Annotated in this window: 21 protein-coding genes; 18 read left to right on the top strand and 3 right to left on the bottom strand. The window is 36.4% G+C overall.

The features are described from left to right. The first annotated feature begins 34 nt into the window (after positions 1–34). Genes D2K62_RS02855 through pyrE form a run of 8 tightly spaced genes read left to right on the top strand, consistent with a single transcriptional unit; the run spans position 35 to position 9,500 of the window. Complete coding sequence (locus D2K62_RS02855; RefSeq protein WP_117148766.1) at positions 35–967, top strand: aspartate carbamoyltransferase catalytic subunit; 933 nt, start codon at positions 35–37, stop codon at positions 965–967. Further along, positions 924–2,216 (top strand): dihydroorotase, encoded by a 1,293-nt coding sequence (locus D2K62_RS02850; protein WP_117148767.1) that lies wholly within the window; start codon positions 924–926, stop codon positions 2,214–2,216. Before D2K62_RS02855 ends, D2K62_RS02850 begins: the two co-directional genes overlap by 44 nt. After that, positions 2,203–3,324 (top strand): carbamoyl phosphate synthase small subunit, encoded by a 1,122-nt coding sequence (locus D2K62_RS02845; protein WP_117148768.1) that lies wholly within the window; start codon positions 2,203–2,205, stop codon positions 3,322–3,324. Before D2K62_RS02850 ends, D2K62_RS02845 begins: the two co-directional genes overlap by 14 nt. Then, entirely contained in the window at positions 3,303–6,503 is a 3,201-nt protein-coding gene (carB, locus tag D2K62_RS02840) for a carbamoyl-phosphate synthase large subunit (protein ID WP_117148769.1), read from the top strand. Before D2K62_RS02845 ends, carB begins: the two co-directional genes overlap by 22 nt. After that, positions 6,500–7,270, top strand: coding sequence for a dihydroorotate dehydrogenase electron transfer subunit (locus D2K62_RS02835; protein WP_112180783.1), 771 nt, complete (start codon positions 6,500–6,502; stop codon positions 7,268–7,270). The genes carB and D2K62_RS02835 overlap by 4 nt, the downstream gene beginning before the upstream one ends. Continuing rightward, positions 7,267–8,205 (top strand): dihydroorotate dehydrogenase, encoded by a 939-nt coding sequence (locus tag D2K62_RS02830; RefSeq protein ID WP_112180784.1) that lies wholly within the window; start codon positions 7,267–7,269, stop codon positions 8,203–8,205. Before D2K62_RS02835 ends, D2K62_RS02830 begins: the two co-directional genes overlap by 4 nt. Beyond that, positions 8,177–8,890 (top strand): orotidine-5'-phosphate decarboxylase, encoded by a 714-nt coding sequence (pyrF, locus tag D2K62_RS02825; protein ID WP_112180785.1) that lies wholly within the window; start codon positions 8,177–8,179, stop codon positions 8,888–8,890. Before D2K62_RS02830 ends, pyrF begins: the two co-directional genes overlap by 29 nt. Beyond that, the gene (pyrE, locus tag D2K62_RS02820; protein WP_117160879.1) at positions 8,877–9,500 is read left to right on the top strand and encodes an orotate phosphoribosyltransferase; all 624 of its coding nucleotides are present in this window, start codon (positions 8,877–8,879) and stop codon (positions 9,498–9,500) included. The genes pyrF and pyrE overlap by 14 nt, the downstream gene beginning before the upstream one ends. A 254-nt stretch (positions 9,501–9,754) precedes the next feature. Here pyrE and D2K62_RS02815 read toward each other — a convergent pair whose 3' ends face one another. Continuing rightward, positions 9,755–10,189, bottom strand: coding sequence for a PH domain-containing protein (locus tag D2K62_RS02815; RefSeq protein WP_332871721.1), 435 nt, complete (start codon positions 10,187–10,189; stop codon positions 9,755–9,757). Between the two features lie 67 nt (positions 10,190–10,256). Here D2K62_RS02815 and D2K62_RS02810 point away from each other — a divergent pair, with 67 nt between their 5' ends. Further along, the gene (locus D2K62_RS02810; protein WP_112180787.1) at positions 10,257–10,730 is read left to right on the top strand and encodes a GNAT family N-acetyltransferase; all 474 of its coding nucleotides are present in this window, start codon (positions 10,257–10,259) and stop codon (positions 10,728–10,730) included. A 425-nt stretch (positions 10,731–11,155) separates the two neighbouring features. On the opposite strand, the gene D2K62_RS02805 is transcribed toward D2K62_RS02810, so the two are convergent. Further along, positions 11,156–12,652 carry a sigma-70 family RNA polymerase sigma factor gene (locus tag D2K62_RS02805; RefSeq protein ID WP_112180788.1) on the bottom strand — a complete coding sequence of 499 codons (1,497 nt, stop codon included), beginning with the start codon at positions 12,650–12,652 and terminating at the stop codon, positions 11,156–11,158. A 144-nt stretch (positions 12,653–12,796) separates the two neighbouring features. Continuing rightward, positions 12,797–14,509, bottom strand: a complete 1,713-nt coding sequence (locus tag D2K62_RS02800) for an Rqc2 family fibronectin-binding protein (RefSeq protein WP_112180789.1) — start codon at positions 14,507–14,509, stop codon at positions 12,797–12,799. A 105-nt stretch (positions 14,510–14,614) separates the two neighbouring features. On the opposite strand from D2K62_RS02800, the gene D2K62_RS02795 reads away from it, so the two are divergent. The 9 genes from D2K62_RS02795 (at position 14,615) to rsmB (ending at position 26,375) form a co-directional block, all read left to right on the top strand. Further along, a complete protein-coding gene (locus D2K62_RS02795; protein ID WP_255421348.1) occupies positions 14,615–17,275 on the top strand; it encodes a calcium-translocating P-type ATPase, SERCA-type in 2,661 nt (886 codons plus the stop codon). Positions 17,276–18,231: 956 nt separating this feature from the next. Then, positions 18,232–19,110: a YicC/YloC family endoribonuclease gene (locus D2K62_RS02785; protein WP_157967835.1), complete on the top strand. Its 879-nt coding sequence runs from the start codon at positions 18,232–18,234 to the stop codon at positions 19,108–19,110. 107 nt (positions 19,111–19,217) lie between these two features. After that, entirely contained in the window at positions 19,218–19,478 is a 261-nt protein-coding gene (gene remA / locus D2K62_RS02780) for an extracellular matrix/biofilm regulator RemA (RefSeq protein ID WP_112180793.1), read from the top strand. Between the two features lie 44 nt (positions 19,479–19,522). Beyond that, on the top strand, positions 19,523–20,143 hold the full coding sequence (gene gmk, locus D2K62_RS02775) for a guanylate kinase (RefSeq protein ID WP_112180794.1): 621 nt from the start codon (positions 19,523–19,525) through the stop codon (positions 20,141–20,143). Further along, positions 20,140–20,355 (top strand): DNA-directed RNA polymerase subunit omega, encoded by a 216-nt coding sequence (gene rpoZ / locus D2K62_RS02770; protein ID WP_112180795.1) that lies wholly within the window; start codon positions 20,140–20,142, stop codon positions 20,353–20,355. The genes gmk and rpoZ overlap by 4 nt, the downstream gene beginning before the upstream one ends. Positions 20,356–20,463: 108 nt before the next feature. Continuing rightward, entirely contained in the window at positions 20,464–21,669 is a 1,206-nt protein-coding gene (coaBC, locus tag D2K62_RS02765; protein ID WP_112180796.1) for a bifunctional phosphopantothenoylcysteine decarboxylase/phosphopantothenate--cysteine ligase CoaBC, read from the top strand. Then, the gene (gene priA, locus D2K62_RS02760; RefSeq protein ID WP_117160877.1) at positions 21,666–24,074 is read left to right on the top strand and encodes a primosomal protein N'; all 2,409 of its coding nucleotides are present in this window, start codon (positions 21,666–21,668) and stop codon (positions 24,072–24,074) included. The genes coaBC and priA overlap by 4 nt, the downstream gene beginning before the upstream one ends. Before the next feature lie 14 nt (positions 24,075–24,088). Continuing rightward, the gene (fmt, locus tag D2K62_RS02755; protein WP_112180798.1) at positions 24,089–25,027 is read left to right on the top strand and encodes a methionyl-tRNA formyltransferase; all 939 of its coding nucleotides are present in this window, start codon (positions 24,089–24,091) and stop codon (positions 25,025–25,027) included. A 1-nt stretch (position 25,028) separates the two neighbouring features. Next, positions 25,029–26,375, top strand: coding sequence for a 16S rRNA (cytosine(967)-C(5))-methyltransferase RsmB (gene rsmB, locus D2K62_RS02750; RefSeq protein WP_117160876.1), 1,347 nt, complete (start codon positions 25,029–25,031; stop codon positions 26,373–26,375). Positions 26,376–26,428 lie beyond the last annotated feature (53 nt).

The raw sequence follows: 26,428 nt of genomic DNA, 5'->3' as shown, positions 1-26,428 counted from the left end.
AGACAGTCCTTCAGACTAAAAGGAGGAGTAAGTTATGAAACATTTTGTCTCGATGAAGGGTTTATCTGAACATGAATTGATGCGGTTAATGAAAATAGCAAGCGATATTGAGGAAAATGGAATTGCACCATTTTCAGAGCAATTCTTTGTTGGGAATTTATTTTTTGAACCTAGTACGAGAACGAAAATGAGTTTTATTGTGGCGCAGAAAAGACTAGGCATCGAAGCACTTGATTTTCATGCTGAAACTTCTAGTGTTAAAAAAGGGGAAACAGTCTATGATACTGCTAAAACATTTGAATCAATAGGCGCTTCTCTTCTGGTAGTGAGGCATCCAGAAGATGATGCTGTTCAACAACTAGCTGATCAGCTGTCGATCCCTGTTATAAATGCTGGTGATGGAGCTGGTGAACATCCAACACAATCATTACTAGACTTATACACAATGTATCAAGAGTTTGATAGATTCAAAGGTCTCAATGTTGCGATTATTGGAGATATAAAACATAGCCGTGTTGCTCGATCAAATGCTTTAGCTTTACAAACGTTGGGAGCAAATGTCTACCTTTCAGCTAAGCCTGAATGGCAGGATGACACGTTACCTTTTCCATATATAAATATTGATGATGCCGTTACACTAGCTGATGTGGTTATGCTACTTCGCGTCCAAACGGAAAGACATCAAGAAGAAGACTATCCTCAAGAAAAAACATATCTCGAAAAATATGGCTTAACAGTAGAACGCGAACAAAAAATGTTAGCTCATGCAATTATTATGCATCCGGCGCCAGTTAATCGAGGTGTAGAAATAGATGATACGTTAGTAGAAGCGAAAAGATCACGCATCTTCAAACAAATGAAAAATGGTGTAACGGTAAGAATGGCTGTTATTCATCATTTACTTCAAACAGGGGGAATTACACATGCAACTAATTATCACGAACGTCAAGCAAATGTTACCAACTAATGAATTAAAAGCGTGTGAAGTAAAGGTCAAAGATGGAATGATTGAAGAGATAGCCGATTATATTGAAAAAAAACCAACAGATACACTGATTGATGGTCAAGGAAATCTCATTGCACCAGGTTTTATTGATATTCATGTTCATTTACGAGAACCTGGTGGTGGTGCAAAAGAAACGGTTGAAACAGGTACGAAGGCTGCTGCAAGAGGTGGATTTACTACTGTATGTACAATGCCGAATACGAGACCTGTTGTAGATAATCCGGAGATTTTACAGCAATTGAATCAAAAGATAGCCGATACAGCAGCTGTTCGTGTCTTACCGTACGCTGCGATCACACAAAGTTTACAAGGTGAAAAGCTAACAGATATGGCGAGCTTAAAAGAAGCTGGTGCCTTTGCTTTCACAGATGATGGCGTTGGTGTCCAAACAGCAGATCAGATGTTACAAGCGATGAATATTGCAGCAAAGCTGAACATGCCGATTGTAGCACATTGTGAAGATAATTCCTTAATTCATCAAGGGGTTGTCCATGAGGGTGAAGTGAGTAGTAGATTAGGAATCAATGGTATCCCTGCAGTATGTGAGTCGGTACAAATTGCTCGAGACGTATTATTAGCAGAAGCAACTGGTTGTCATTATCATGTCTGTCATGTCAGTACAAAAGAGTCCGTTCGGGTGATTCGTGATGCAAAACGAGCAGGAATCCATGTAACAGCAGAAGTAACACCACACCATTTGCTATTAAATGAAACGCATGTTTTGGATTTGGATACGAATTTTAAGATGAATCCACCATTAAGAGCAAAAGATGATCAACAAGCATTATTTGAAGGATTACTAGATGGAACAATAGATTTTATTGCAACAGATCATGCGCCGCACACTGAATCAGAAAAGCAAACAGATATGAATAAATCGCCATTTGGTATTGTCGGCTTAGAAACAGCTTTTGCTCTTTTATATAGTCATTTCGTACAAACAGAAAAAGTTACATTAAAGCAATTGATTGATTGGTTAACAATTAAGCCAGCAGAAGTATTTCATTTAGCATCTGGTGAGTTAAAAGTTGGACGTGCAGCTGATTTAACACTAATTAACCTCGATCAAAAATGGCTAATAGATAAAGAGAAGTTTTATTCAAAAGGGAAAAATACACCATTTCAAAATTGGGAAGTAACTGCTAATCCAATTCTAACAATGGTAAACGGAAAGATCGTCTATGAGGAGGCATCATATGTTAAACCGTAAGCTTGTACTAGAAGACGGAACGATATTTACTGGGAAAGCATTTGGTAGTTTAAATAAAAGTGTTGGTGAAGTTGTCTTTAATACAGGGATGACGGGTTATCAAGAAATATTGTCAGATCCTTCTTATTGTGGACAAATTGTAACGATGACCTATCCGTTAATTGGAAATTATGGTGTCAATCGGGATGACTTTGAGACGATTAATCCATCTATTCATGGATTGGTAGTAAAAGAAATGTGTGAGATGCCGTCTAATTTTAGAAGTGAAGAATCATTAGATAGTTATTTAAAAGCAAAAGATATACCGGCTATTTCCGGAATAGATACACGAAAATTAACCAAAATCATTCGTAAGCATGGAACAATGAAAGCCATTTTGACAGAAGCATCGATGGAGGTCAGTGAGAAGGATGAATTAGCAGCATTATCAAATGCAACATTCATGCGAGATCAAGTCGAGCGTGTTTCGACAGTTAAGCCTTATGTGGTACCAGGAAGAGGATACCGGATAGTTCTAGTGGACTTTGGGATGAAGCATGGCATTTTACGTGAATTAACAAAGAGAAGGTGTCATATTACAGTTGTGCCATACCACTATTCAGCAGAAGAAATCCTGCGGTTAAAGCCGGATGGAATTATGCTTACGAACGGACCTGGAGATCCCAAAGATGTACCAGAAGCAATAGAAATGATTGCTACTATTATCAATCAGGTTCCTATTTTCGGAATTTGTTTAGGTCATCAACTATTAGCTTTAGCATGTGGAGCCGATACGGAAAAAATGACGTTTGGCCATCGGGGTTCAAATCATCCAGTAAAAGATCTAGAAGAGGATAGAACTTATATTACATCACAAAATCATGGGTATGCTGTAACAGCAGATTCACTGGTAGGAACTGACTTAGTCTTAACGCAAATTGCATTAAATGACAGTTCTGTTGAAGGAATTCGTCACCAAGCGTTCCCAGCCTTTTCCGTACAGTACCATCCGGAAAGTTCACCAGGTCCAGAAGATACGAGTCATTTATTTGATGCTTTTTTAACTGAAATAAACACACACCAGAATACAGTCAAGGAGGCTCTCGCATGCCAAAACGTACAGATTTAAATAAAATATTAGTTATTGGTTCAGGGCCAATTATCATCGGACAAGCTGCAGAGTTTGATTACTCAGGAACGCAAGCCTGTCAATCGTTAAAAGAAGAAGGATATAGCGTTATTCTAGCAAACTCAAATCCCGCTACAATTATGACAGATCATACGGTAGCTGACACAGTTTACATGGAACCTTTAACAGTTGAATTTTTAACCAAAATCATTCGTAAAGAACAACCAGATGCTATTTTACCTACATTGGGTGGTCAAACAGGCTTAAATTTAGCTGTTGCAATTGAAAAAACAGGCATTCTTGAGACATATAATATTGAAATGTTGGGGACATCATTAGAAGCCATTCAATTAGCAGAAGATCGTGAGAAATTTAGATCGCTAATGTATCAGCTAAATGAGCCCGTACCTGAAAGTGAAATTGTTACAACAGTTGAGCAAGCAGTTGATTTCGCCAATAAAATAGATTATCCGTTGATTGTACGACCAGCGTACACATTAGGTGGTACTGGTGGGGGCATGTGTTATAACGAAACCCAATTACGTGAGATTACAAGAAGCGGACTAGCTTTATCTCCTGTAACACAATGTTTAATAGAACGGAATATTGCTGGGCTTAAAGAAGTGGAATATGAAGTAATGCGTGATAAAAAGGATCAAGCAATTGTTGTCTGTAACATGGAAAATATTGATCCAGTTGGAATTCACACAGGTGATTCGATTGTTGTAGCACCATCTCAAACATTAAGTGACCGAGAATATCAATTATTACGTAATGCTTCATTAAAAATTATTCGAGCACTCAAAATTGAAGGTGGCTGTAATGTTCAACTTGCAATAGACCCAGACAGTTTCGACTATTATATCATCGAGGTAAATCCTAGGGTTAGTCGTTCATCTGCATTAGCATCAAAAGCTACTGGCTACCCAATTGCTAAAATCGCAGCAAAAATAGCAGTTGGTCTAACGCTAGACGAAATAAAAAATCCGATTACCCAGACGACTTATGCTGCATTCGAACCAGCACTTGATTATGTTGTGACAAAGTTCCCACGTTTTCCTTTTGATAAATTTACGACAGGAAACCGCACGCTTGGTACCCAGATGAAAGCTACTGGCGAAATAATGGCGATTGGGAGAACATTTGAAGAATCGTTTTTAAAAGGAATTAGGTCATTAGATATTAGTGAAGAAGAGTTCTGGATTCCGCAACTTGAAAAACTCAACGAAACTGAATTAGCTGAAAGGCTTACAAAAGCAGATGATGAAAGAATTTTTGTGTTAGCTGAAGCATTGCGTAGAAATATGACTGTTGATGAAATATTTGAACTAACGAAAATAGATCGTTTCTTCCTGAACAAAATAAATAGAATAATTAAGATCGAAAATAGATTAATAGATGAAGTAGAATCAATAGAATGTCTCATTGAAGCGAAACAGGCTGGATTCTCCGACACGCAAATTGCTCGTTTATGGAATCTTGATGTGGATACGATTTACCATCTTCGACAAAAGCATAATGTCAGACCAGTATATAAAATGGTGGATACGTGTGCAGCTGAATTTGAATCAGCTACACCATATTTTTATAGCACATATGAAGATGAACAAGAATCAATTACAACTTCTAATCAAAAAGTACTTGTACTCGGATCAGGACCAATTCGAATTGGCCAGGGCATAGAATTTGATTATGCAACAGTACATTCTGTTTTAGCTTTAAAAGAAGCGGGATATGAAGCAATTATTATGAATAATAATCCGGAAACAGTATCTACTGATTTCAGTGTCTCCGATAAATTATATTTTGAACCATTAACGCTAGAAGATGTTATGCATGTCGTCGAATTAGAGAATCCACTAGGTGTCATTGTTCAATTTGGTGGGCAAACAGCGATAAACTTAGCATCTGGTTTAGAGAGGCGTGGTGTGAAGATTATGGGGACATCACTTGAAGCAATTGATCTAGCAGAAGATCGCGATAAGTTCGAACAATTGCTAACGAGCATAGACGTACCACAGCCAAAAGGAAAAAGTGTTCGTCATTTAGATCAAGCAATAGAGACAGCGAATGAAATTGGTTATCCAGTCTTAGTGCGACCATCTTATGTAATCGGTGGAAGCCAAATGGAGATTGTTTATAACGAGAATGAACTAGCACATTACTTACAAAAAACAACACATATTAAACATAAACATCCTGTATTAATCGACAAATATATGACTGGTATAGAAGTAGAAGTAGATGCGATATGTGATGGGGAGACAACTATTATCCCTGGTATTATGGAACATATCGAACGGGCTGGTGTCCATTCTGGTGACTCGATTGCAGTTTATCCAACACAACGTATCCAACCAGAAGTCAAACAGCAATTAATAGATACGACAATTAAAATTGCAACTAAATTACAAGTCATCGGTTTAGTTAATATTCAATTCGTTGTTCATAAAGATCAGGTATTTGTAATTGAAGTAAACCCACGTGCGAGTCGAACAATTCCATTCTTAAGTAAAATCACTGGGGTAACGATGGCAAATCTTGCAACAAAATGTATTGTCGGTCAGTCACTTAAAGAAATGGGTTATACAAGCGGCTTACTACCTGAACCAAATCATGTTTCTGTTAAAGTTCCAGTCTTCTCTTTTGAAAAATTACGTAGTGTCGATACGATTCTTGGACCAGAAATGAAATCAACTGGCGAAGCAATTGGCCGTGATAAAACACTAGAGAAAGCATTGTATAAAGGTTTACTAGCTTCTGGACTATCTATTCCAATGGAAGGAGCGGTATTATTAACTGTTGCTGATAAGGATAAACAAGAGATTGTAGAAATTGCAGAAAGATTTCATCAGCTAGGTTTTCACTTATACGCAACAGAAGGTACAGCAGAGTTTATTCAGAGTCAAGATTTACCGGTAACAGAAGTTGGGAAAATAGGTGCTGAAGGAAGAAATGTGCTGTCTATTATCGAGAACGGAGAAGCACAATTTGTTATAAATACACTTACTTCTGGGAAACGTCCTAGATCGGATGGATTCAGAATTCGCCGTGAAGCTGTAGAACATGGAATTGCTTGTTTAACAAGTCTTGATACGGCATTAGCAATTTTGAATGTCATTGATTCCACAACATTTACCGCACAAGCTGTCGTTGCGAATAAGGAGGTCATCAGGTGATCACAAAGTCTATTGTTAAGATCGAACAAATAAACGAAATTGCTTTGGACACAATTGAAATGAAACTAAAGACGCCAATTTCATTGGAAGAGGTAAATCCAGGACAGTTTATTCATGTTCGAATTGGCAGTGATCATGCACATCAATTAAGAAGACCTATTTCCATTGCAGACCTTGATAAAGTCAATCAAATCATGACAATCGTATTTAAAATAGTTGGTTCTGGTACAGAAATATTAGCGCGGGCTAAAGTGGGAGAGGAATTAGATGTTCTCCTTCCATGTGGAACTGGCTATCCGATTGATAAACTTGAGGTACCAAAAGCACTACTTATTGGTGGGGGTATAGGTGTCCCCCCTTTATATTATTTAGCAAAACAATTAGTTGAAAAAGGTACAGAAGTAACGGCTATCCTAGGCTTTCAAGCAAAAGAACATGTATTTTATGAAGAAAAATTTAAGGCACTTGGAAATTGTCATGTTGTCACAAATGATGGTAGTTATGGACATCAAGGTTTCGTAACAGATGTGATTGACATAGAATCTCCAGAATTTGATTACTTTTTCTCTTGTGGACCAACACCAATGCTACGTGCAGTTTCTACTAAATTAGAGAATAGTAATGGTTATATTTCTTTAGAAGAACGAATGGGATGTGGAGTTGGTACTTGTTTTGCTTGCGTGATCCCGGTGCCTGGTTCCGCTACTGATTACAAAAAGATTTGTAGCGATGGACCTGTATTTGAAGCAAGTGAGGTGGCACTATGAGTAATCTTGCGGTTGAACTCCCAGGTTTATCTTTAAAAAATCCAATTATGCCCGCTTCTGGTTGTTTTGGGTTTGGACGTGAATATAGTAACTTTTATGATTTGAGCAGGCTTGGTGCAGTAATTATTAAAGCGGCGACTGGAGAAGCACGATTTGGAAATGCTACACCACGAGTAGCAGAAACCGCATCTGGCATGTTAAATGCGATTGGTCTACAAAATCCTGGTGTAGAGAAAATTATTGCAGAACAACTTCCTTTCTTTCGGAATTACGACACGCCTATTATTGCAAATGTGGCAGGTAGTACGATTGAAGAATATGAGTTAGTCGCAGAGGCTATCTCAAATTCACCTGATATTGCAGCAATTGAACTAAACATCTCTTGTCCTAATGTGAAAGAGGGAGGGGTCCAGTTTGGAACTGATCCTGTTTTAGCAAGTGAAGTAACAAGACGTGTGAAAGCAAAAAGTAAGGTTCCGGTATATGTAAAATTATCACCGAATGTAACGAATATCGTAGACATTGCGACAGCAGTAGAAGCGGCTGGTGCTGATGGTTTATCGATGATAAACACTTTAACAGGTATGCAAATAGATTTAAACGCGCGTAAACCAATACTTGCGAACAAAATTGGTGGTTTATCTGGACCAGCTATCAAACCAGTAGCAATTCGAATGATATACCAAGTAAAACAACATGTTTCGATTCCGATTATTGGTATGGGTGGTATTACAACAGCAGAAGATGTGTTAGAGTTTTTGCTTGCGGGATCAAGCGCTGTTGCAATTGGGACAGCTAATTTTCAAAACCCGCTCATTTGTCCAGAAATAATTGAAGCATTACCAGCTGTACTAAAAAAATACGGTTTTTCATCTATACAAGATGCAATTGGAAAGGGGCATGAACATGCAACAGCCAATATATCTCGCACTTGATTTTCCAACATGGGAGCAAACAGATCATTTTTTAAAAGTAAATGAACTAGATGGTGTCCCAGTAAAAGTAGGAATGGAATTATTTTATCGAGAAGGTCCAGCTGTGATCGCTTATCTCAAAAAGAAAAATCATCCGATTTTTTTAGATCTTAAATTACATGATATTCCAACCACGATTTATAAAGCAATGCGTAATCTAGCAAACCTAGGTGTCGATGTAGTCAATGTCCATGGACTAGGAGGAAGTGCAATGGTTGCTGCGGCTAAACAAGGATTGATCGACGGAAGTAATCAAATTCAGACTCCAAAATTATTAGTGGTAACCATGTTAACCTCAATGGATCAAGAGACAGTCGAACAAGAATTGGCGATACAGCAACCGATCGAAACGATTGTCACAAATTTAGCTCTATTAGGAAAAAATAATGGAGCGGATGGTGTTGTTTGTTCTGCACAAGAGGCACGAGCAATCAAACATGCCTGCGGAAACGAGTTTTTAGCAGTAACACCAGGGATTAGATTAACGAACACTGCAAATGATGATCAAAAAAGAATTGCAACACCTACTTTCGCAAAAGCAGAAGGGGTAGATGCACTTGTGATAGGTCGAAGTATAACTGCTGCAGCGAACCCAAAAGAAACCTATAAGCAAGCTGTAAAGGAGTGGAATCATGTCTCTAGCTAAACAAATTGCCAATGACTTATATAAAATAGAAGCGATTCAAATTAAACCAGATCGTTCATTCACTTGGACATCTGGTATCAAGTCACCGATTTATTGTGATAATCGACTAACGATGTCTTATCCAGAGATTCGAACTAATATAGCGGAAGCTTTTGTTGAAAAAATTAAAGCATTACCCGTGCAACCGGATGTAATTGCAGGTTGTGCAACAGCAGGTATTCCACATGCAGCATGGCTAGCAGAAAAGCTGGGCTTACCAATGATTTATGTTCGTGCAAAGGCTAAGGCGCATGGTAAGGGGAATCAAATTGAAGGAAAAATAGAGGCAGGTCAAAAAGTAATTGTTATCGAAGATTTAATTTCAACTGGTGGTTCTTCGCTTAATACAGCGTTAGCGCTTCAAGAAGAGGGGATAGAGGTGTTAGGTGTGATGGCAATTTTTACATACGGACTAGAACAAGCAAAAAACGAATTTGCTGCCAAACAAATAGACTTGTCTACCATAACAACTTTTGATATTTTAATTGGGCAATTGCTAGAAGTAAAAGCAATTACCAAAGTAGAAGAAGAAAGTCTGCTAGAGTGGCGCGATACATTAACACTTGGATAAATATTTCTTGAAAAGTCATAGCGGAATGATCGCTATGATTTTTTGTGGATATGTAAGAGTTAGATTTTATTACCCGCTTCTCAAATGAAATTGACTCCCTTTCCGTAGGCACGGCTTCAGCTGTTCCTACTGGACAAGGAATGCTTCGACAGCATTAACATCGCACGAGAAAATGACTTCATATTTTCGAGGAGTGTCGCTAATTTCATTGGATGCGCTATTTTTATAGATATCTGGATAACTAGTCCTGTAATTTAATCTCTGTATTGGGACATCGCTTTTTTAATTCGGTGATAAACTCGGGATTTATTCTTTGGTGAAATTTTTATACTACCAAGGATTGTTGAACTGTAAAATATTTCAATTCCATTCTTTGATGATAAAATTCTATAACCAGTAAATATATTATTCGTTAGAGATATTTTTGTTATAGCTTGATAAGGGACTTTACTCCTAAATGGTCCACCTTTCACTAATAGATAATCCTCATTAAAAATGTACTTAATAGAAAAGGCTGACCATAATATAAAGCCTACCGAAATAATAAAGATAGCGGACATAATGATTACGATAGATATTGTTGCTTCTTTATCAATTAACAGAGGTAAATACACTACAACACCCATTAGTAACACCGTTATAGAAATAAATATTATGAAATAAGTATCTACTTTTGAACGAAAAATCATATAGTGATCACATCCTTCTAATGCTAAAAGTGGTATACTCATTAAAAATTCAACTGGGGTGATATTGATGGAAATAAGCAAGACTAGAGATTATGCGTTAGTTGCAAAATTAAACAAGCCAGTTCATGATTTGCATTTTTCTCTATATCCAAAGTATTTCAAAGCATATAACTATGAAGAAATCAAAGAAGTATTTAAAGAACTAATAGTTAATGAAAATTTTGCTTTTCTGCTATTAGAAGACTATAAAGAAGCGGTTGGTTATGCTTGGATAGAGATTAGAAATTACCAGGAAAACGCGTTCAAGAAAGGTTATAAATCCGTTTATGTGCATCAAATTAGCATTGTTCAAACACAAAGACAAAAGGGATTTGGAACAAGCTTAATGGACTATATCTATAACTTCGCAAGTGAAAAAGGAATAGACTTGATTGAATTAGATTATTGGTTAGATAATAAAATTGCGAAAGAGTTTTACAAAAAGCACGACTTTGTAAAATATCGTGAGTTTGTATATAAACAGCTCAACTTTCTCACCTGAAAAATAAGCACTGATCGTTGGCTACTATGAGTTTGTAGTGTGTTCATTATAAAGCTTGACACTATTTAAAAAAGTTGTTTAATACTGAATAACCATAGACTATGCGGTAACTGCCATGTTGATTTCCGCTACAGGCAGTCGCTTTCCGCGGGCAAGTCTTCAGCTAACTTCGTAAAGCGGTTTTCTTTACAGAATTAGCTGAAGCCGTGCCTACGGAAAGGGAGTCAATTTCATTTGAGGAGCGGGTAAGAACTTTATGCCTCTTACCGCAGAGTTTCTCTCGAGTATAAACAACAATTTATAAAGAAGTCTAAATAATGATGATGAACACTTAAGTTAATCTCCGTTAATTTTGCAGTTTTAATCAATTAATAGAAGGTTTATGTCAAAGATAATGCTATTCTATTCGAATCTATCATTTCGAATTAGTCCACTTGTTTTAAAAATTCTAATAGCTCATCTATTTCATACGTCTTGTAAATCATTTCTGTGTCATCAAAGACAACATATGCAGGAGATTTTTCTAAATTCAGAAATTGATATTGTTGATTCGCACTTTCCAAGGAATCAATAGTTTGGGCAGAGGTGACATTTTTAACACCCTCTTGATCCAGTATATCGTAGTCAAAAGATGTCCTATTATCAACGACAAAAAGCGCATATTCATCCTCGTTTTCAGCAATTAAAGGATAGACTTCATCAAAATTAAACGCTTCTAATGTTCTGTTGACCTCACCATTTTCATTAAATAAGCTAACCTTAACCGGTTTCTCATTGCTCAAATAGATATAATAATCATCATGGAGATGACTGCTTAGCTTCATATTGCTTGTTTCTATGATCGCTTTCTCTGAAAAAGCACTACCAGAACCAAAGCCAACACCCTCGGTTTCATCATACCAGTGAAAGTAGTCAGCATTATTTTCGTAACTCAGTGTTAACAATCGTTTTGAATAGGCGTTATTTTCTTGTTTCACTTCAATTAATGCATAATAACCTGGAAACGACATTTCAAATTGAACAAGAACAATCCAACGGTCGATTTGTTTAACCGACGTCAACAATGTGATATTATCTATATCTTCTTCGAGCATTTGATCGCCTAATTGTTCTTCTATTACTTCTGCTAATTGGTCTGTCTCAACAGGTGATTCTGCGTATCTGAATGTATCATCGATATTGGTATCTGTACTAGGATCAGTTTGTGTCAAAGGTGAATCATTGAATTGAAAATATAGAAAGACAAAGAAAATCATACAGACAATTCCTACTGACCAAAATTTAATAGCAGCGGGCGATAAAATAAATCGCCGCTTTCTGTTTGACTTTGGCAAATCATCAAGAGTTTGTTCTATAGACTTTTTGATGATTTCAGAAGGTTCATCATTCTCTTTCTCGTTTTTCTCCACTTGATCTATTTTCAAATAGCTTGCAAGGTTATTGTGCGCATAATTAAGTCTTGATTTTACAGTACTTTCATTAATATTTAAAATAGTAGCAATATCTTGAATATTAAATTGTTCATAATAAAATAGAGTTATGATTACTTTATGAGTAATACTTAAATTATCCATGCCTTTGGACAACTGATCATACACTGTTGCTTCTTCTTGATCAATTAATTGTATTGGATAATCTAACGGTTCAGAAGAGATAACTTTATCCTGTTCTTTTAAATGAGCATAGCATTGATTAATTAATAGTTGTGTTAACCAAGTTTTAAAATCTTGTTGTTTCTTTAACTTATCAACAGAATAGTAACTTTTCTTAATCGTTTCTTGAATTACGTCTGCACAGTCATCATCATGCTTTAATATCACTTTTGAAACACGATACAAGGTGTTTTGACATGCAATAATTAGACGTAAAAATGCATCTTTATCGTCTGCTTTTGCTAAATTCACTTCACTCTGATCGATCATGTTAGTTGATTCCTCCTATACATATTAGACTTATTAAAATGATGAAACGTTCCATTTGATTTTCATGAATGATTGAAAACAGATATAAAGTTATTAGAAATATAAAATAACCTCTCCAAGGGCTACACATTGGAGAGGTTATGCTTATTTTTTCGGTCTTAATTGCTTGATTAGGGCGCTATCTGGTGTGACGAATAATGTTTTTTGGTTATCGTATGTCACATAACCTGGTTTTGCCCCGTTCGGTTTTTTGACATGCTTAATTTGTGTGTAGTCAACGGGCACAGATGAAGAATCCTTAGCTTTACTAAAAAGGGCTGCTAACTGTGCTGCTTCTACTAATGTTTCTTGATCGGGATTTGGGTCACGAATGACGACATGCGATCCTGGTATGTCTTTGGTATGTAACCAAATTTCATTACGTGCTGCTAAACGCATCGTTACATACTCATTTTGTTTATTGTTTTTACCAACTAATATAGTTGTTCCATTGCTTGCAATAAATGTTTCAGGCTCAGGTTTTTTCGCTTTCTTCGGCTTTTTACGATGTTTTGTTTTCGTTTTTAAATAACCCTGTTCACGTAACTCTTCTCTTATTTCCTCAATGTCTTGTACACGAGCTTCTCCAATTTGTTGAATCAATTCATCAAGATAAATAATTTCTAACTTAGCTTTTTCAATTTCTAAAATAACCATTTGTTTTGATTTTTTTAACTTTTGGTACGTTTTAAAATAGCTTTGTGCATTTTCACTAGGGGTTTTATTTGGATTTAATTCAATCGTTATTTCCTTTTGATCTGGATCGTAATAGTCAATAACTGTTGCAAGTTTATCTCCAAATTTGATCGCATGCATGTTAGCAGTAAGCAGTTCACCATTTCGTTGATACATGGGCGCTTTTTCAGCCTTTTTTAAAGTTTGCTCTTGTTTTTTTATTTTACGTACATTTTTTTCGCGTTCATTTTTCAGGAAACGCAATAAGTCTCCAGCTTGTTGTTTAACAAGATCTCGTTCTGCTTTACCTGAATAGAATGCATCAAGCATGGCACTTACACTAGGAAAAGTTTCTTGCTCAGCTTTGATGTGTGTTAACGGCAAGACATAGAAATCTTCTTTGACTTCTTTAAATATAATTGGTTGATATTCATGAGCTTGAAGTATAGTTTTTATGTCTTTAAAAGCATTCTCATAGGTTTCAAGTGATCCTAAGTGGGCACGAGAAACTATCTCTTTAGCTAATAAAGGAGATACCCCCATAAAAGTCAGCACTATTTGTTGATCTAGTTTTCCGGCGTTTAAATCCATTTTCTTGCGGAACGTGTCGTTATCAGTCGTAACTGGATTCAATTTCCCTTGATCAGGCGGTAATACATAAGCTTGCCCTGGTAATATTGTCCGGTGTCTATTTTGTGCGGGTGGTACGTGTTTAATGCTGTCTAGAATATGTCCTTTTTCATGATCGATTAATAAAATATTACTGTGCTTACCCATAATTTCAATTACTAACGTTTTTTCCGTTTCATCGCCTATTTCATTTTTCCCTTTAATATGAATCGTGACAATGCGTTCGTTTTCATGTTGTTCTATGCTAGTAATAAAACTCCCTGTTAAGTGTTTTCGTAAAAGCATACAAAACATGGAAGGTTCACTCGGGTTTTGATACGAATCTTCCGTTAAATGAAAGCGCGAATAACTTGGATGCGCGGATAATAGCAATGTTTTATTCTTTCCTTGTGACCGAATAGTAAAAACTAATTCGGTTTGTGTTGGTTGATAAATCTTCAATATTCTTCCCGATTTTAAATCTTCTTGGAGCTCATGTGTAATTGCTCGGGTAACAACGCCATCAAATGTCATAGTTAATCACCTCTTTGTTCTATTGGAACATTTCCTATTATAGCATTTTTTTGCGTATGTCTGCATAGATATGATTACGAGCGAAAGTAGATGGAGGAATGCGATGTGAATTGGTATCAGTTAAGTGAAGGAGAAGTCTTGGACAAGCTCGCAGTGAATCAAAAAGTTGGACTAACAAAAGAAGTTGTAACAGAACGCTTAAAGAAAACGGGGCCCAATCAGCTAGATGAAAAAAAGAAAGCATCTTTAATTTTTCTTTTCATAAAACAATTTCAGGATTTCATGGTATTTGTTCTGCTGGCTGCTACACTATTATCAGGCCTACTCGGTGAATATGTAGATGCAATTGCGATTATTGTAATTGTAGTAATTAATAGTTTTATAGGTTTTTTTCAAGAACAAAAGGCCGAGAAATCATTAACTAAATTAAAAGAATTGTCTGCCCCAGTAGCACACGTTCTACGAGATAAAGAATGGATGACTATTCCGTCCCAACAAGTAGTGATTGGGGACATTATTAAACTAACAAATGGGGATCGAATTGTTGCAGATATTCGAATCTGTCAAGGTGAAGGGTTAGAAATTGAGGAATCAGCTTTAACAGGGGAATCTGCACCCGTGCATAAAAAGGTAGCAAAGATTGCAACGGAAGAACTTGATTATGCTGACCAACAAAACATGGCTTTTATGGGAACGTTAGTGTCAAAAGGTACGGGTGTTGGTGTAGTTGTTGCGACTGGTATGCAAACAGTGATGGGTCAAATTGCTGATCTATTAGTACAAACGAAAGCCCAGCCAACACCGTTAGAAAGGAGATTGGCTGATTTAGGTAAAATACTTATTGTAATTGCTTTAATACTTACAGCTTTTGTTGTTTTTATTGGTGTATGGCAAGGGCATCCATTATACGATATGTTCTTAGCTGGGATATCGCTAGCAGTAGCGGCAATTCCAGAAGGATTACCAGCAATTGTTACAGTTGCCCTTTCTCTAGGTGTCCAACGAATGATTAAGAAGAAAGCAATTGTTCGAAAGTTATCTGCAGTAGAAACATTAGGGAGTACAACCGTAATTTGCTCAGATAAAACAGGAACAATGACTGAAAACAGAATGACAGTAAGACAAATATACACAAATCAACGTTTAATAGAAGTGACAGGCGAGGGTCACGCATTAACTGGTGCGTTTCAGGTAGAGGAAAAAAGTGTACCCGACAGGTTACTACGTGATGTTTTATTATATGGTATGGTCTGTAATCATGCAGCGCTGGCTAAAAAAAAGAAACACTGGCAGGTTGATGGCGATCCAACGGAAGGTGCTTTACTAATTGCAGCGCACAAAGCCCATCTTTCGGAAGACGATCGAAATGATTTCAAAATAATCAAAGAAATACCATTTGACTCAGATCGTAAGCGAATGACTGTTATTGTGGAAGATAAGCAAAAAAGACGTTTTGCGATTACAAAAGGAGCACCTGACGTATTACTTCCTCGTATTAATTATATGATGGATGATGGGGAACGTAGGCCTTTTACAAGTAAAGATAAAAATAGAATAGAAGAAAAATTAGATAGGATGACAGAACAGGCTTTACGAACAATTGCTATCTGCGTAAAACCAATTAAAACTGATATGTCTTTTGATCATACGTCAATTGAAAATAATCTTACTTTCGTTGGCTTAGTTGGAATGATGGACCCACCACGCAAGGAAGTGAAAAAGGCAATAAAGGCTTGTAAAAATGCTGGAATCAAAACAGTAATGATAACTGGAGATCATGCAAAGACTGCAGAGGCAATCGCAAAGCAGTTAGATATACTGCCTTTAGGTGGACAAGTCCTAAATGGATATGAACTAAATCATATGTCTGAAATGGAATTAGCTGACAGAGTTGATAATGTCTACGTATTTGCTCGTGTAACGCCTGCACACAAATTAAAAATCGTCCAAGCTTTACAGGCAAAAGGTCATATAGTAGCGATGACAGGTGATGGAGTTAATGACGCACCAGCAATGAAAGCAAGTGACATTGGTATTAGTATGGGTAAATCTGGTACTGACGTTGCCAAAGAAGCCTCTGCATTGGTATTACTTGACGACAACTTTGCGACGATTGAGGCAGCGATTGAAGAGGGAAGAAATATATACGAGAATATCCGGAAATTCGTACGTTATCTACTAGCCTCAAACGTTGGGGAAATATTGGTCATGTTATTTGCGATCGCTTTAGGCTTTCCATTACCACTAATTCCAGTCCAAATATTATGGGTTAACCTTGTAACAGATGGTTTGCCTGCTATGGCATTAGGACTTGACCAAGCAGAGAATAATGTGATGAAAACAAAACCTCGACCAGTAAAAGAAGGTATTTTCTCCAGAGGATTAGGTGTTAAAATATTAACACGTGGTTTACTGATCGGTGTCGTTACGCTAATAGCATTTATGACTGCCTATCAAAACGATCCGGCACATTTAACGTATGCTAGAACAATCGCCTTTACAACACTCGTAATGGCACAGCTCATTCATGTTTTTGATTGTCGAAGTGAACGTTCAATTTTTTCACGTAATCCATTTCAAAACATTTATTTGTTAGGTGCAGTATTTTCTTCCGTTGTTTTACTGATGGTTGTTATCTATTACCCGCCATTGCAAGTTGTTTTCGAGACAGTCGATCTTCATTTACGTGACTGGATATTTATCTTATCACTTAGTGCAATTCCGACAGTCTTATTTGGATTCACCAAGAACACAGCTAAGTCGTAAGAAATTATAACTTTAAACAAAAAGTAAATAAGGCAATCAAATAACCGAGCTATAATAGATGATAATTCAACTATAGTTCGGTTTTTTGATTTAGTTTAGAAAAGTAGACATTTATTATGAAATACTCAACTTTCTCAATTAAAAAATAAGCACTAAGCGTTTGCTGTTATAAGTTTGGCGTGTGTTCATTATAAGCTTGACACTAATTAATTACTGAATAAACATAGACTCTGTCGTAAATAAGAATTTCTAGAACCGCTCCTCAAATGAAATTGACTCCCTTTCCGCAGGCACGGCCTCAGCTAACTCGGATAAGCAAAGATCGCTTTCCGAGTGGATCTTCAGCCCGTGGGATTGCGATTACTCATCCCATCGAAAACATGTGCTGTTCCTGCAGGAGTGTCGTCAATTTCATTTGATACGCTGGTTTTAGTCCATGAATTAAAAATTGTGTAAAATGCTGCTTTATTATTTGTAATTAAAGGGTAACTAAAACACGAGTTAGACTCAATAAACAGCGCTTTATCACCTGTTTCAAAAAAAGGTACGCTATCCAGCGAAGGTAGCAAATGGTTGACACTCCTGTGGGAACAGCGCAAACCGAAGATCCTCTATAGAAGCGTTCTTTGCTTCTATAGATAGCTGAGGTTGTGCCCACGGAAAGGGAGACCATTTGCTACTGTAGCGTGTCTAAGGTTGTAAGATACCTTATGTCACAGTTTCTCTCACGTGCGCCAGATCAAACGCACTTATGATTACCAAAGAGGTGTGAAGTCAACTTTAAGACTATCTTGTTATACCAAGAATTAAGTGTCTGTTTTACAGATTGAAAGTTGAGTTATATATTAAGAATTAGTGAATTTCGTTATGTTCCGTCTCATTTTTATATTCATGCCTTTTTTTGCTATACTACTATTATATATTTAAGAATGAATTATAAAATTGGATGTGATGATGTGACAAATAGTATGACGGGATTTGGTAGAGAAGTTAGAATTGTAGATGGTACTGTCATTTCCGTGGAAATCAGAAGCGTGAACCAACGTTTTCTTGATATCTCGCTAAAACTACCACAAGCTTTTTCTATGTTTGAAGATAAAATCAAAAAAAATGTCCAACGTTATTTTTCACGTGGGAGAATAGAAGTCTTTATTTCAATAGAAGGTAAAGGATTTGTCAAACGAGATTTACAAGTGGACTGGAACCTCTTTGATCAATATATTACTATGTTTCACACGGTACAGTCGCGTTATGATTTAGCAGATGATGTGACAATCGCAATGATACCAAATCTAAATGAAGTTTTAGCCGTTCAAGAAACGGATCAAGAAACGGACGAATTAAAAGATGCAATTTTAGTCAGCGTTGAAAAAGCATGTCAACAAGTTTGGGATATGCGTATAAAAGAAGGCAAGGTATTAAAGGAAGATATGGTAACAAGAATAGAAAAAATAGAAAAAATCATAAATATGTTGGGTGAACGACGAGAAACTGTTATAATAGAATATCGGGAGCGAATTCAAAATAGAATCAAGTCTTACACACTGGAAATGCTTCCTGATGATAGTAAAATATATCATGAAATTGCCTTGTTAGCTGAAAAGGGAGACATAACAGAAGAAGTTACACGATTACATAGTCATCTCAAACAGTTTAGCATGACGGTTGATCAAGAACAGGTAATGGGTAGGAAATTAGAATTTATTTTACAAGAAATGCTTCGCGAAACAAATACAATAGGCTCTAAATCAAATGATTCATTAATTAGCGAGTGGGTTGTGACGCTAAAAACTGAAATGGAGAAATTGAAAGAACAAATTCTTAATGTTGAATAAATATTTTCATCATGTGCTAAATTGTACTATAATATATAGGAATACAAAGTAAAAGTAGATTAAGATTAACCGTACACGGAGATGATGTACATAGAGGGGGAGCAAGATTGAGTTTAAGATTGATAAACATAGGATTCGGGAATGTCGTCTCGGCTAACCGTATTATCTCTATCGTATCACCAGAGTCTGCACCAATAAAGAGAATTATTACGGTTGCGCGAGATAATAATAAATTAGTAGATGCAACTTATGGCCGTAGAACAAGAGCTGTAATTATTACAGATAGTGATCATGTTGTCTTGTCAGCTGTTCAACCTGAAACTGTAGGTCAACGTGTTCTAAGTCATGAGGAAATGATAGATGAATAAACAGTAGACATGAATGAAAATTCGTGCAAACAGGAGGATGTATGTTGATCAAGGAGAAAGGTATTTTATTTGTATTATCAGGTCCGTCAGGTGTGGGAAAAGGAACCGTTCGTAAAGCGTTATTTGAAAGAGATACAGCTTTACAGTATTCTATTTCAATGACTACAAGACAAAAACGTGTTGGTGAACAAGAAGCAGTTGATTATTTTTATCGGACAAAAGATGAATTTGAATCAATGATTAAAGACAATCAATTATTAGAATATGCCGAATATGTTGGTAATTATTATGGTACACCACGTGAATATGTAGAAGAGACTTTAGAACTTGGAAGAGATGTATTCTTAGAGATTGAAGTACAAGGTGCACTTCAAGTTAAAGAAAATTTCCCTGAGGGTGTTTTTCTTTTCTTATCCCCACCTAGTCTAGAAGAATTAAAAACACGTATTGTTAACCGCGGTACGGAAAGCGATGCGTTAGTTGCAAACAGATTAGATGCGGCCAAAGAAGAGATTGAAATGATGGACGCTTATGACTATGTTGTTGTAAATGATCAAGTCGAAGTGGCTGTAGATAAAGTCCAGGCAATTGTAAAAAGTGAACATTGTAAGAGAGAACGTGTGGCAAAACAATATAAGAAAGTGTTGGAGGTTGATTCATTATGATGTTAGAACCGTCTATTGATAAGCTACAATTAATCATTAATTCAAAATACACATTAGTAACGTTAGCGTCTCGACGTGCGAGACAAATTCAGGTAACGAAAAAACATCAGTTAGAAAATCCTAACTCATTTAAACAAGTTGGAATTGCTTTAGAAGAAATTCAAGCAGGTAAGCTTACTTACATTGCAACTGATGTTAAGGAAAGAAGATAAACACAGACTATTCTTTAGTATTCCCTCGTTTGCACTCTGCAGGCGAGGGTTTCTTCTATAAATAATCATCCAATAAGATATAAACTGTTTTTTGAAAGGAGAAATGACATGCTAAATGGTTTACATGTTGTACTCGGAGTAACAGGCGGCATTGCTGCGTATAAAGCTTGTGCACTAACAAGTAAATTGGTCCAAAAGGGTGCAGAAGTAAAAGTTATTATGACAGAAAGTGCACAGGAGTTTGTCAGTCCGTTAACTTTTCAGGCATTATCTCGTAATCCAGTTTACACAGATACATTCGATGAAAAAGACGTAGAAAAAATAGCTCATATTGATTTAGCAGATTGGGCTGATTTATTTATTCTAGCACCCACAACAGCGAATATGATTGGTAAAATAGCTAATGGGATTGCTGATGATATGTTATCCACTACTGTTACTGCAACAGAAGCAGATGTTTATATAGCACCGGCAATGAACGTACATATGTATGCACATCCTGCTGTAGTTGACAATATGAAGAAATTAGACGCATGGGGTTATAAATTTATTGAACCAGGTGATGGTTACCTTGCATGTGGGTACGTAGGTAAAGGAAGATTAGAAGAACCAGAAACAATCATAGCTGTTTTGGAAGAAACCAGAAAGACGGGTCAACCGTTAGCAAATCAAAAGGTTTTAATTTCAGCGGGTCCAACGCAGGAGAAAGTTGATCCTGTTCGTTTTTTTACAAATCATTCTTCTGGTAAGATGGGTTTTGCTTTAGCTGAAGTAGCAGCACAATTAGGTGCAGAGGTAACCCTTATTTCAGGACCTGTAGAATTAGATACGCCGGCTAATGTAAATCGTGTGGACATTGTATCAGCTAGTGAGATGCATGAGCAAATGAATCATTATTTTACCGCTAGTGATATTGTAATTAAAGCAGCTGCAGTTGCAGATTATCGACCTAAAACAACGTATGACAAAAAGATGAAAAAGAAAGACGGCGACTTAATACTTGAATTAGAACGGACGACAGATATCTTAAAAGAATTAGGTAGTAATAAAACCAATCAATTTTTAGTGGGATTCGCTGCTGAAACAGATAATGTCCTCGATCATGGCCAAAAGAAATTAGCGAGCAAAAACTTGGATGCGATTGTTATTAATGATATTCAAGCTAAAGGTGCTGGTTTCAAATCAAATACAAATGATGTAACGTACGTGCATCGTTCTGGTGCTGCTACGCATTTTGCTTTGGCGTCAAAAAAGGAAATAGCAAAACAAATTTTAGAACAAATAATCAACGATTTAAAGGCTGATGAAAAGTGAATATTGCTAAAGTAGTAGTTGATGTGCCTGCCTCCCAAACAAACCGTGTATTCGATTACGAGATACCAGAAAAGTTAAATGGGTCGATACATCGAGGCATGCGTGTCATTGTTCCATTTGGACCTAGAAAGATTATGGGGTATGTCCTAGAGCTTACAGACCATTCTGATTTCTCTCCACTAAAGAAGATTGTAGAATTAATGGATATCACCCCTGTGTTAACAGATGAATTATTGGATTTAGGTAAATGGTTGGCTGAACATACGATAAGTTTTTATATTTCCACCTTTCAGGCAATGCTACCACAAGCTTTAAAGGCGTCCTATAAAAAAACGTTGCATCGTTTAACTGATGAGAAGCTATCTGATGAGTTAGAGGTATTGTTTGCTGATCGTGATTACCTAGAGTATGAAGAGTTTGTTGAAAGATCGGGATCCCATAAATACTTACAACAAGCAATAAAAACAGATCTAGTAGAGATGATTTACCAAGTAAACTCGAAGGAAACGTTTAAAAAACAAACAATGATTGAAGCGGGTAAAGATCCGTTAGAATTAGAAGAAATAATTGCTGATTTACCAAAGCAAGCAAAGAAAAAAATAGAAATTCTCCGTTATTTTCAAGATAACAGAGAAATAATCTTAAAACGTGACTTCTTGAAAAAGTTGCATACAACACAGGCAACAATAAAACCATTAATAGATGAAGGTTTATTAATAGAAAAAAAGCAAGAGATATACCGAAATCCTTTCAATGATGATCAAATAGAGCGCACCAATGCACTTCCTTTAATGAAACAACAAGTTAAAGTAATGGAGCCGATAGTTGAGTCACTTGATACGGCTAGTCACGACGTTTTTCTTTTGCATGGTGTAACAGGAAGCGGGAAGACAGAAGTTTATTTACAGTCTATTCAGCATGTATTAGAACAAGGGAAAGAAGCTATCGTTTTAGTGCCAGAGATCTCATTAACACCGCAAATGGTTACGAGGTTTAAAGGTAGATTCGGCTCACAAGTTGCTGTCATGCATAGTGCGCTATCAAAAGGTGAAAGATTTGATGAGTGGCGTAAAATTCAACGTAAGGAAGTAAATGTGGTTGTTGGTGCAAGATCGGCTATTTTTGCACCATTTGAAAATGTTGGCCTTATTATTATAGATGAGGAGCACGAAACGAGCTATAAACAGGAAGAACATCCACGTTATCATACCCGTGATGTGGCGATTTATCGAGGGGAATATCATCAATGTCCTGTCATTTTAGGAAGTGCGACACCAACATTAGAATCATATGCAAGAGCTGGTAAAGGTATATATCAGCTGTTATCGATGCCAGACCGAATGAATGAAACAAAAATGCCAGATGTACATATTGTTGATATGCGAGAAGAACTTCATGCTGGAAATAGAACAATGTTTTCTAGACAATTAAAAGAAGAAATTGAAAAGCGTATCGAACGAAAAGAACAAATAGTCTTATTTTTAAATCGTCGAGGGTATTCAACCTTTGTAATGTGCCGCGATTGTGGATATGTCATTAATTGTCCGCATTGTGATATTGCATTAACTTATCATCGGAAAACAGAAAAGTTAAAGTGTCATTATTGCAGTTATGAAGAAAAGATGCCTGATAAATGTCCAGATTGCTTAAGTGAAACAATTCGCTATTTTGGTACTGGAACACAAAAGGTGGAAGAAGCAATTCAAGAAATGATTCCTGCAGCACGCGTGATTCGGATGGATGTTGATACGACAAGACGTAAAGGTGCACATGAAAAGTTATTAGATCAATTTGGAAATCATGAAGCGGATATTTTATTAGGTACACAAATGATTGCAAAAGGTTTAGACTTTGCTAATGTTACATTAGTTGGTGTGCTAGCTGCAGATAGTTTGTTACATTTACCTGATTTCCGTGCTTCTGAAAAGACATTTCAACTTTTAACACAAGTAAGTGGACGTGCGGGAAGACATCATCTACCAGGAGAAGTTGTCATTCAAACTTATACACCAGATCATTACAGTGTTGAACTAGCAGCACAATATGACTATGAGACCTTTTTTAAACAGGAGATGTTATTACGTAAGACTTATAATTATCCGCCATACTATTTTCTAACATTAGTAACGGTCTCACATCCAAATGAATTAAAAGCAATGGAAGTGACAAAGACGATTACACAGTTATTAATTAAACACTTATCTAGTCAAGTGCGGGTTTTAGGCCCTACACCTTCACCAATCACAAGGATAAAAGATAGATATCGCTATCAATGCATGATAAAATACAAAAATGAACCAGAACAACGGCGTGTTTTACAGCGAATTTTAGCTTACTATGAAAAAGAGATTCAAAAAAATGATTTACTAATCCAAATTGATTTACAACCATATCAATTAATGTAGAAATGAGGTATTTGATGCAGAATGTCGTATTTATGGGGACACCAGATTTCGCCGTCCCTATTTTAAAACAGTTAGTAGAGGATAAATATAATGTTGTATTAGTTGTCACACAACCAGATCGTCCTAAAGGTAGAAAGAGACAATTGACACCGCCACCAGTTAAAGAGGAAGCAATGAAGCAAGGTATTCCAGTATACCAACCAGAAAAAGTTAAAGATACTTTTCAAGATATCTTAGCTTATGAGCCTGACATTATTGTGACAGCTGCCTTTGGACAGATTTTACCAAAAGCGTTATTGGAAGTTCCTAAATTTGGCTGTATTAATGTACATGCTTCTCTCTTGCCAGAACTTCGTGGTGGTGCACCAATTCACTATGCACTACTCCAAGGCAAAAGAGAAACAGGTATAACCATAATGTATATGGCCGAAAAGTTAGATGCAGGAGCGATTATCTCACAGGCTAAAATCGCCATTAATCACGATGACCATGTCGGATCATTACACGAGAAGTTAGCTGGAGTTGGTGCATCACTTTTACAGGAAACATTACCAACTATTTTAGAGCAAACGGCGCAACCGGTAGAGCAAGATGAAACACTTGTTACGTATGCACCAAATATTAAACGAGAACAAGAAAAAATAGATTGGAACGAAACGAATCACGAAATATATAATCATATTAGAGGACTTCACCCATGGCCTGTCGCAAGTACAACACTAAATGGGAATAATATTAAAATTTGGTGGGGAGAAGTAGACCCTACTACTTATCCAAACAAGCCAGGTGAAATAGTAGCTGTTAGCCCTGAAGGGATCATTGTTTGTTGCGGTAATAAAGAAGGCATTAAGATTACTGAAATACAACCTTCAGGAAAAAAGAAAATGTCTGTTGCAGATTTTGTACGTGGGAGCGGTCAATCATTAAAAGCTGGGGAAAAGTTGGGAGAATAAAATGAAGAAAAAAAATGTACGCGCAAGTTCATTAGATATATTATTGCGGATAGGTGATAATGGTGCTTTCAGTCATTTATTAATTGATCATACGATCAAGTCAAATGAGTTATCTACATTAGATCAATCATTATTAACAGAGATAGTTTATGGTACCCTGCAACGAAAACTAACATTGGATTATTTCGTAACCCATTTTGTGAAAAAACCCGAAAAATTAGCGTCATGGGTAAAATGGTTGCTTTATCTATCCTTCTATCAAATGCATTATTTAGAAAAAGTTCCGGATCATGCGATTATTAACGAGGCTGTTACGATTGCTAAAAAAAGGGGACATGAAGGTATTTCTTCATTAGTTAATGGCGTATTACGGAGTGCGCAGCGAAGCGGTTTTCCTTCATTTGATAAGATTTCAGATGATGTGGAGCGTCTCAGTTTAGAAACAAGTCATCCATTGTGGTTGGTAAAACGCTGGGTGAAAACCTATGGTATAACTAAGACAGAATTGATTTGTCATGCTAACTTACATACAAAACCGATGACTGTTCGTGTACAACCATTAAAAATAACACGAGATGATGCAATGAAAGTACTGGAAGATGAGGGCTATGAGGTAGAAGCATCTCTTTTCTCAGAACAAGGAATTGTTGTTGTCAAAGGTAATGTATTAAAAAGTGACTTATTTAGTAGAAATAGTTTGTCAATTCAAGATCAAAGTTCGATGCTAGTAGCGGAAATGTTACAATTAGAAGAGAATCAAATTGTCTTAGATGCTTGTAGTGCTCCAGGTGGAAAGACAACACATATAGCTGAAAAACTAAAGAATACAGGTCAAATTTTCGCCTATGATTTGCTTGAGAAGAAAGCAGACCTTGTTGCAAAAAAAGCAGGGATATTGGGCTTAACCAATATTGAGACAAAGGGAGCTGATGCGAGAAACTTAGATGTCTATCATAATCCGAATACATTTGATCGCATATTAGTGGATGCACCTTGCTCAGGTTTAGGAGTTATTAGAGGGAAGCCAGATATTAAATACAATAAAAGTGAAGCAGATATTAATAAATTAGCAACCATTCAGATGTCATTATTAGAAAATGTTGCACAATTATTAAAAAATGATGGTAAACTTTTATATAGTACATGTACAGTTGATAAGGAAGAGAATGAAAAAGTAGTAGAAGCCTTTTTACTAGTTAATACGGACTTTGAAATAGATAAGTCTTTTTTCGAAACATTACCGACATTCATCCAAAATGCGCCTGGTTTATCTGATCTAGGGTTACAAATATTCCCGGATGATTATCAAACGGATGGTTTTTTCTTAACTCGCTTGCAAAAGAAATGAAAAAGACATACGTTATAAGGACTAGTTTACCGTTACGTATACAATGAATTATA

Source organism: Paraliobacillus sp. X-1268 (assembly GCF_003426095.1).
In the GTDB taxonomy this organism is placed as follows: domain Bacteria; phylum Bacillota; class Bacilli; order Bacillales; family Amphibacillaceae; genus Paraliobacillus_A; species Paraliobacillus_A zengyii.
Note: the sequence above shows the minus strand (reverse complement) of the source record. Positions and strands in the feature narration are given on the sequence as shown.

What these genes read in the sequence shown, in the direction of transcription:
- D2K62_RS02855 (WP_117148766.1), top strand. Translation starts at nt 35, where the DNA reads ATGAAACATTTTGTCTCGATGAAGGGTTTATCTGAACATGAATTGATG.
- D2K62_RS02850 (WP_117148767.1), top strand. Translation starts at nt 924, where the DNA reads ATGCAACTAATTATCACGAACGTCAAGCAAATGTTACCAACTAATGAA.
- D2K62_RS02845 (WP_117148768.1), top strand. Translation starts at nt 2,203, where the DNA reads ATGTTAAACCGTAAGCTTGTACTAGAAGACGGAACGATATTTACTGGG.
- carB (WP_117148769.1), top strand. Translation starts at nt 3,303, where the DNA reads ATGCCAAAACGTACAGATTTAAATAAAATATTAGTTATTGGTTCAGGG.
- D2K62_RS02830 (WP_112180784.1), top strand. Translation starts at nt 7,267, where the DNA reads ATGAGTAATCTTGCGGTTGAACTCCCAGGTTTATCTTTAAAAAATCCA.
- pyrF (WP_112180785.1), top strand. Translation starts at nt 8,177, where the DNA reads ATGCAACAGCCAATATATCTCGCACTTGATTTTCCAACATGGGAGCAA.
- pyrE (WP_117160879.1), top strand. Translation starts at nt 8,877, where the DNA reads ATGTCTCTAGCTAAACAAATTGCCAATGACTTATATAAAATAGAAGCG.
- D2K62_RS02815 (WP_332871721.1), bottom strand. Translation starts at nt 10,189, where the DNA reads ATGATTTTTCGTTCAAAAGTAGATACTTATTTCATAATATTTATTTCT.
- D2K62_RS02810 (WP_112180787.1), top strand. Translation starts at nt 10,257, where the DNA reads ATGGAAATAAGCAAGACTAGAGATTATGCGTTAGTTGCAAAATTAAAC.
- D2K62_RS02805 (WP_112180788.1), bottom strand. Translation starts at nt 12,652, where the DNA reads ATGATCGATCAGAGTGAAGTGAATTTAGCAAAAGCAGACGATAAAGAT.
- D2K62_RS02800 (WP_112180789.1), bottom strand. Translation starts at nt 14,509, where the DNA reads ATGACATTTGATGGCGTTGTTACCCGAGCAATTACACATGAGCTCCAA.
- rpoZ (WP_112180795.1), top strand. Translation starts at nt 20,140, where the DNA reads ATGATGTTAGAACCGTCTATTGATAAGCTACAATTAATCATTAATTCA.
- coaBC (WP_112180796.1), top strand. Translation starts at nt 20,464, where the DNA reads ATGCTAAATGGTTTACATGTTGTACTCGGAGTAACAGGCGGCATTGCT.
- fmt (WP_112180798.1), top strand. Translation starts at nt 24,089, where the DNA reads ATGCAGAATGTCGTATTTATGGGGACACCAGATTTCGCCGTCCCTATT.
- rsmB (WP_117160876.1), top strand. Translation starts at nt 25,029, where the DNA reads ATGAAGAAAAAAAATGTACGCGCAAGTTCATTAGATATATTATTGCGG.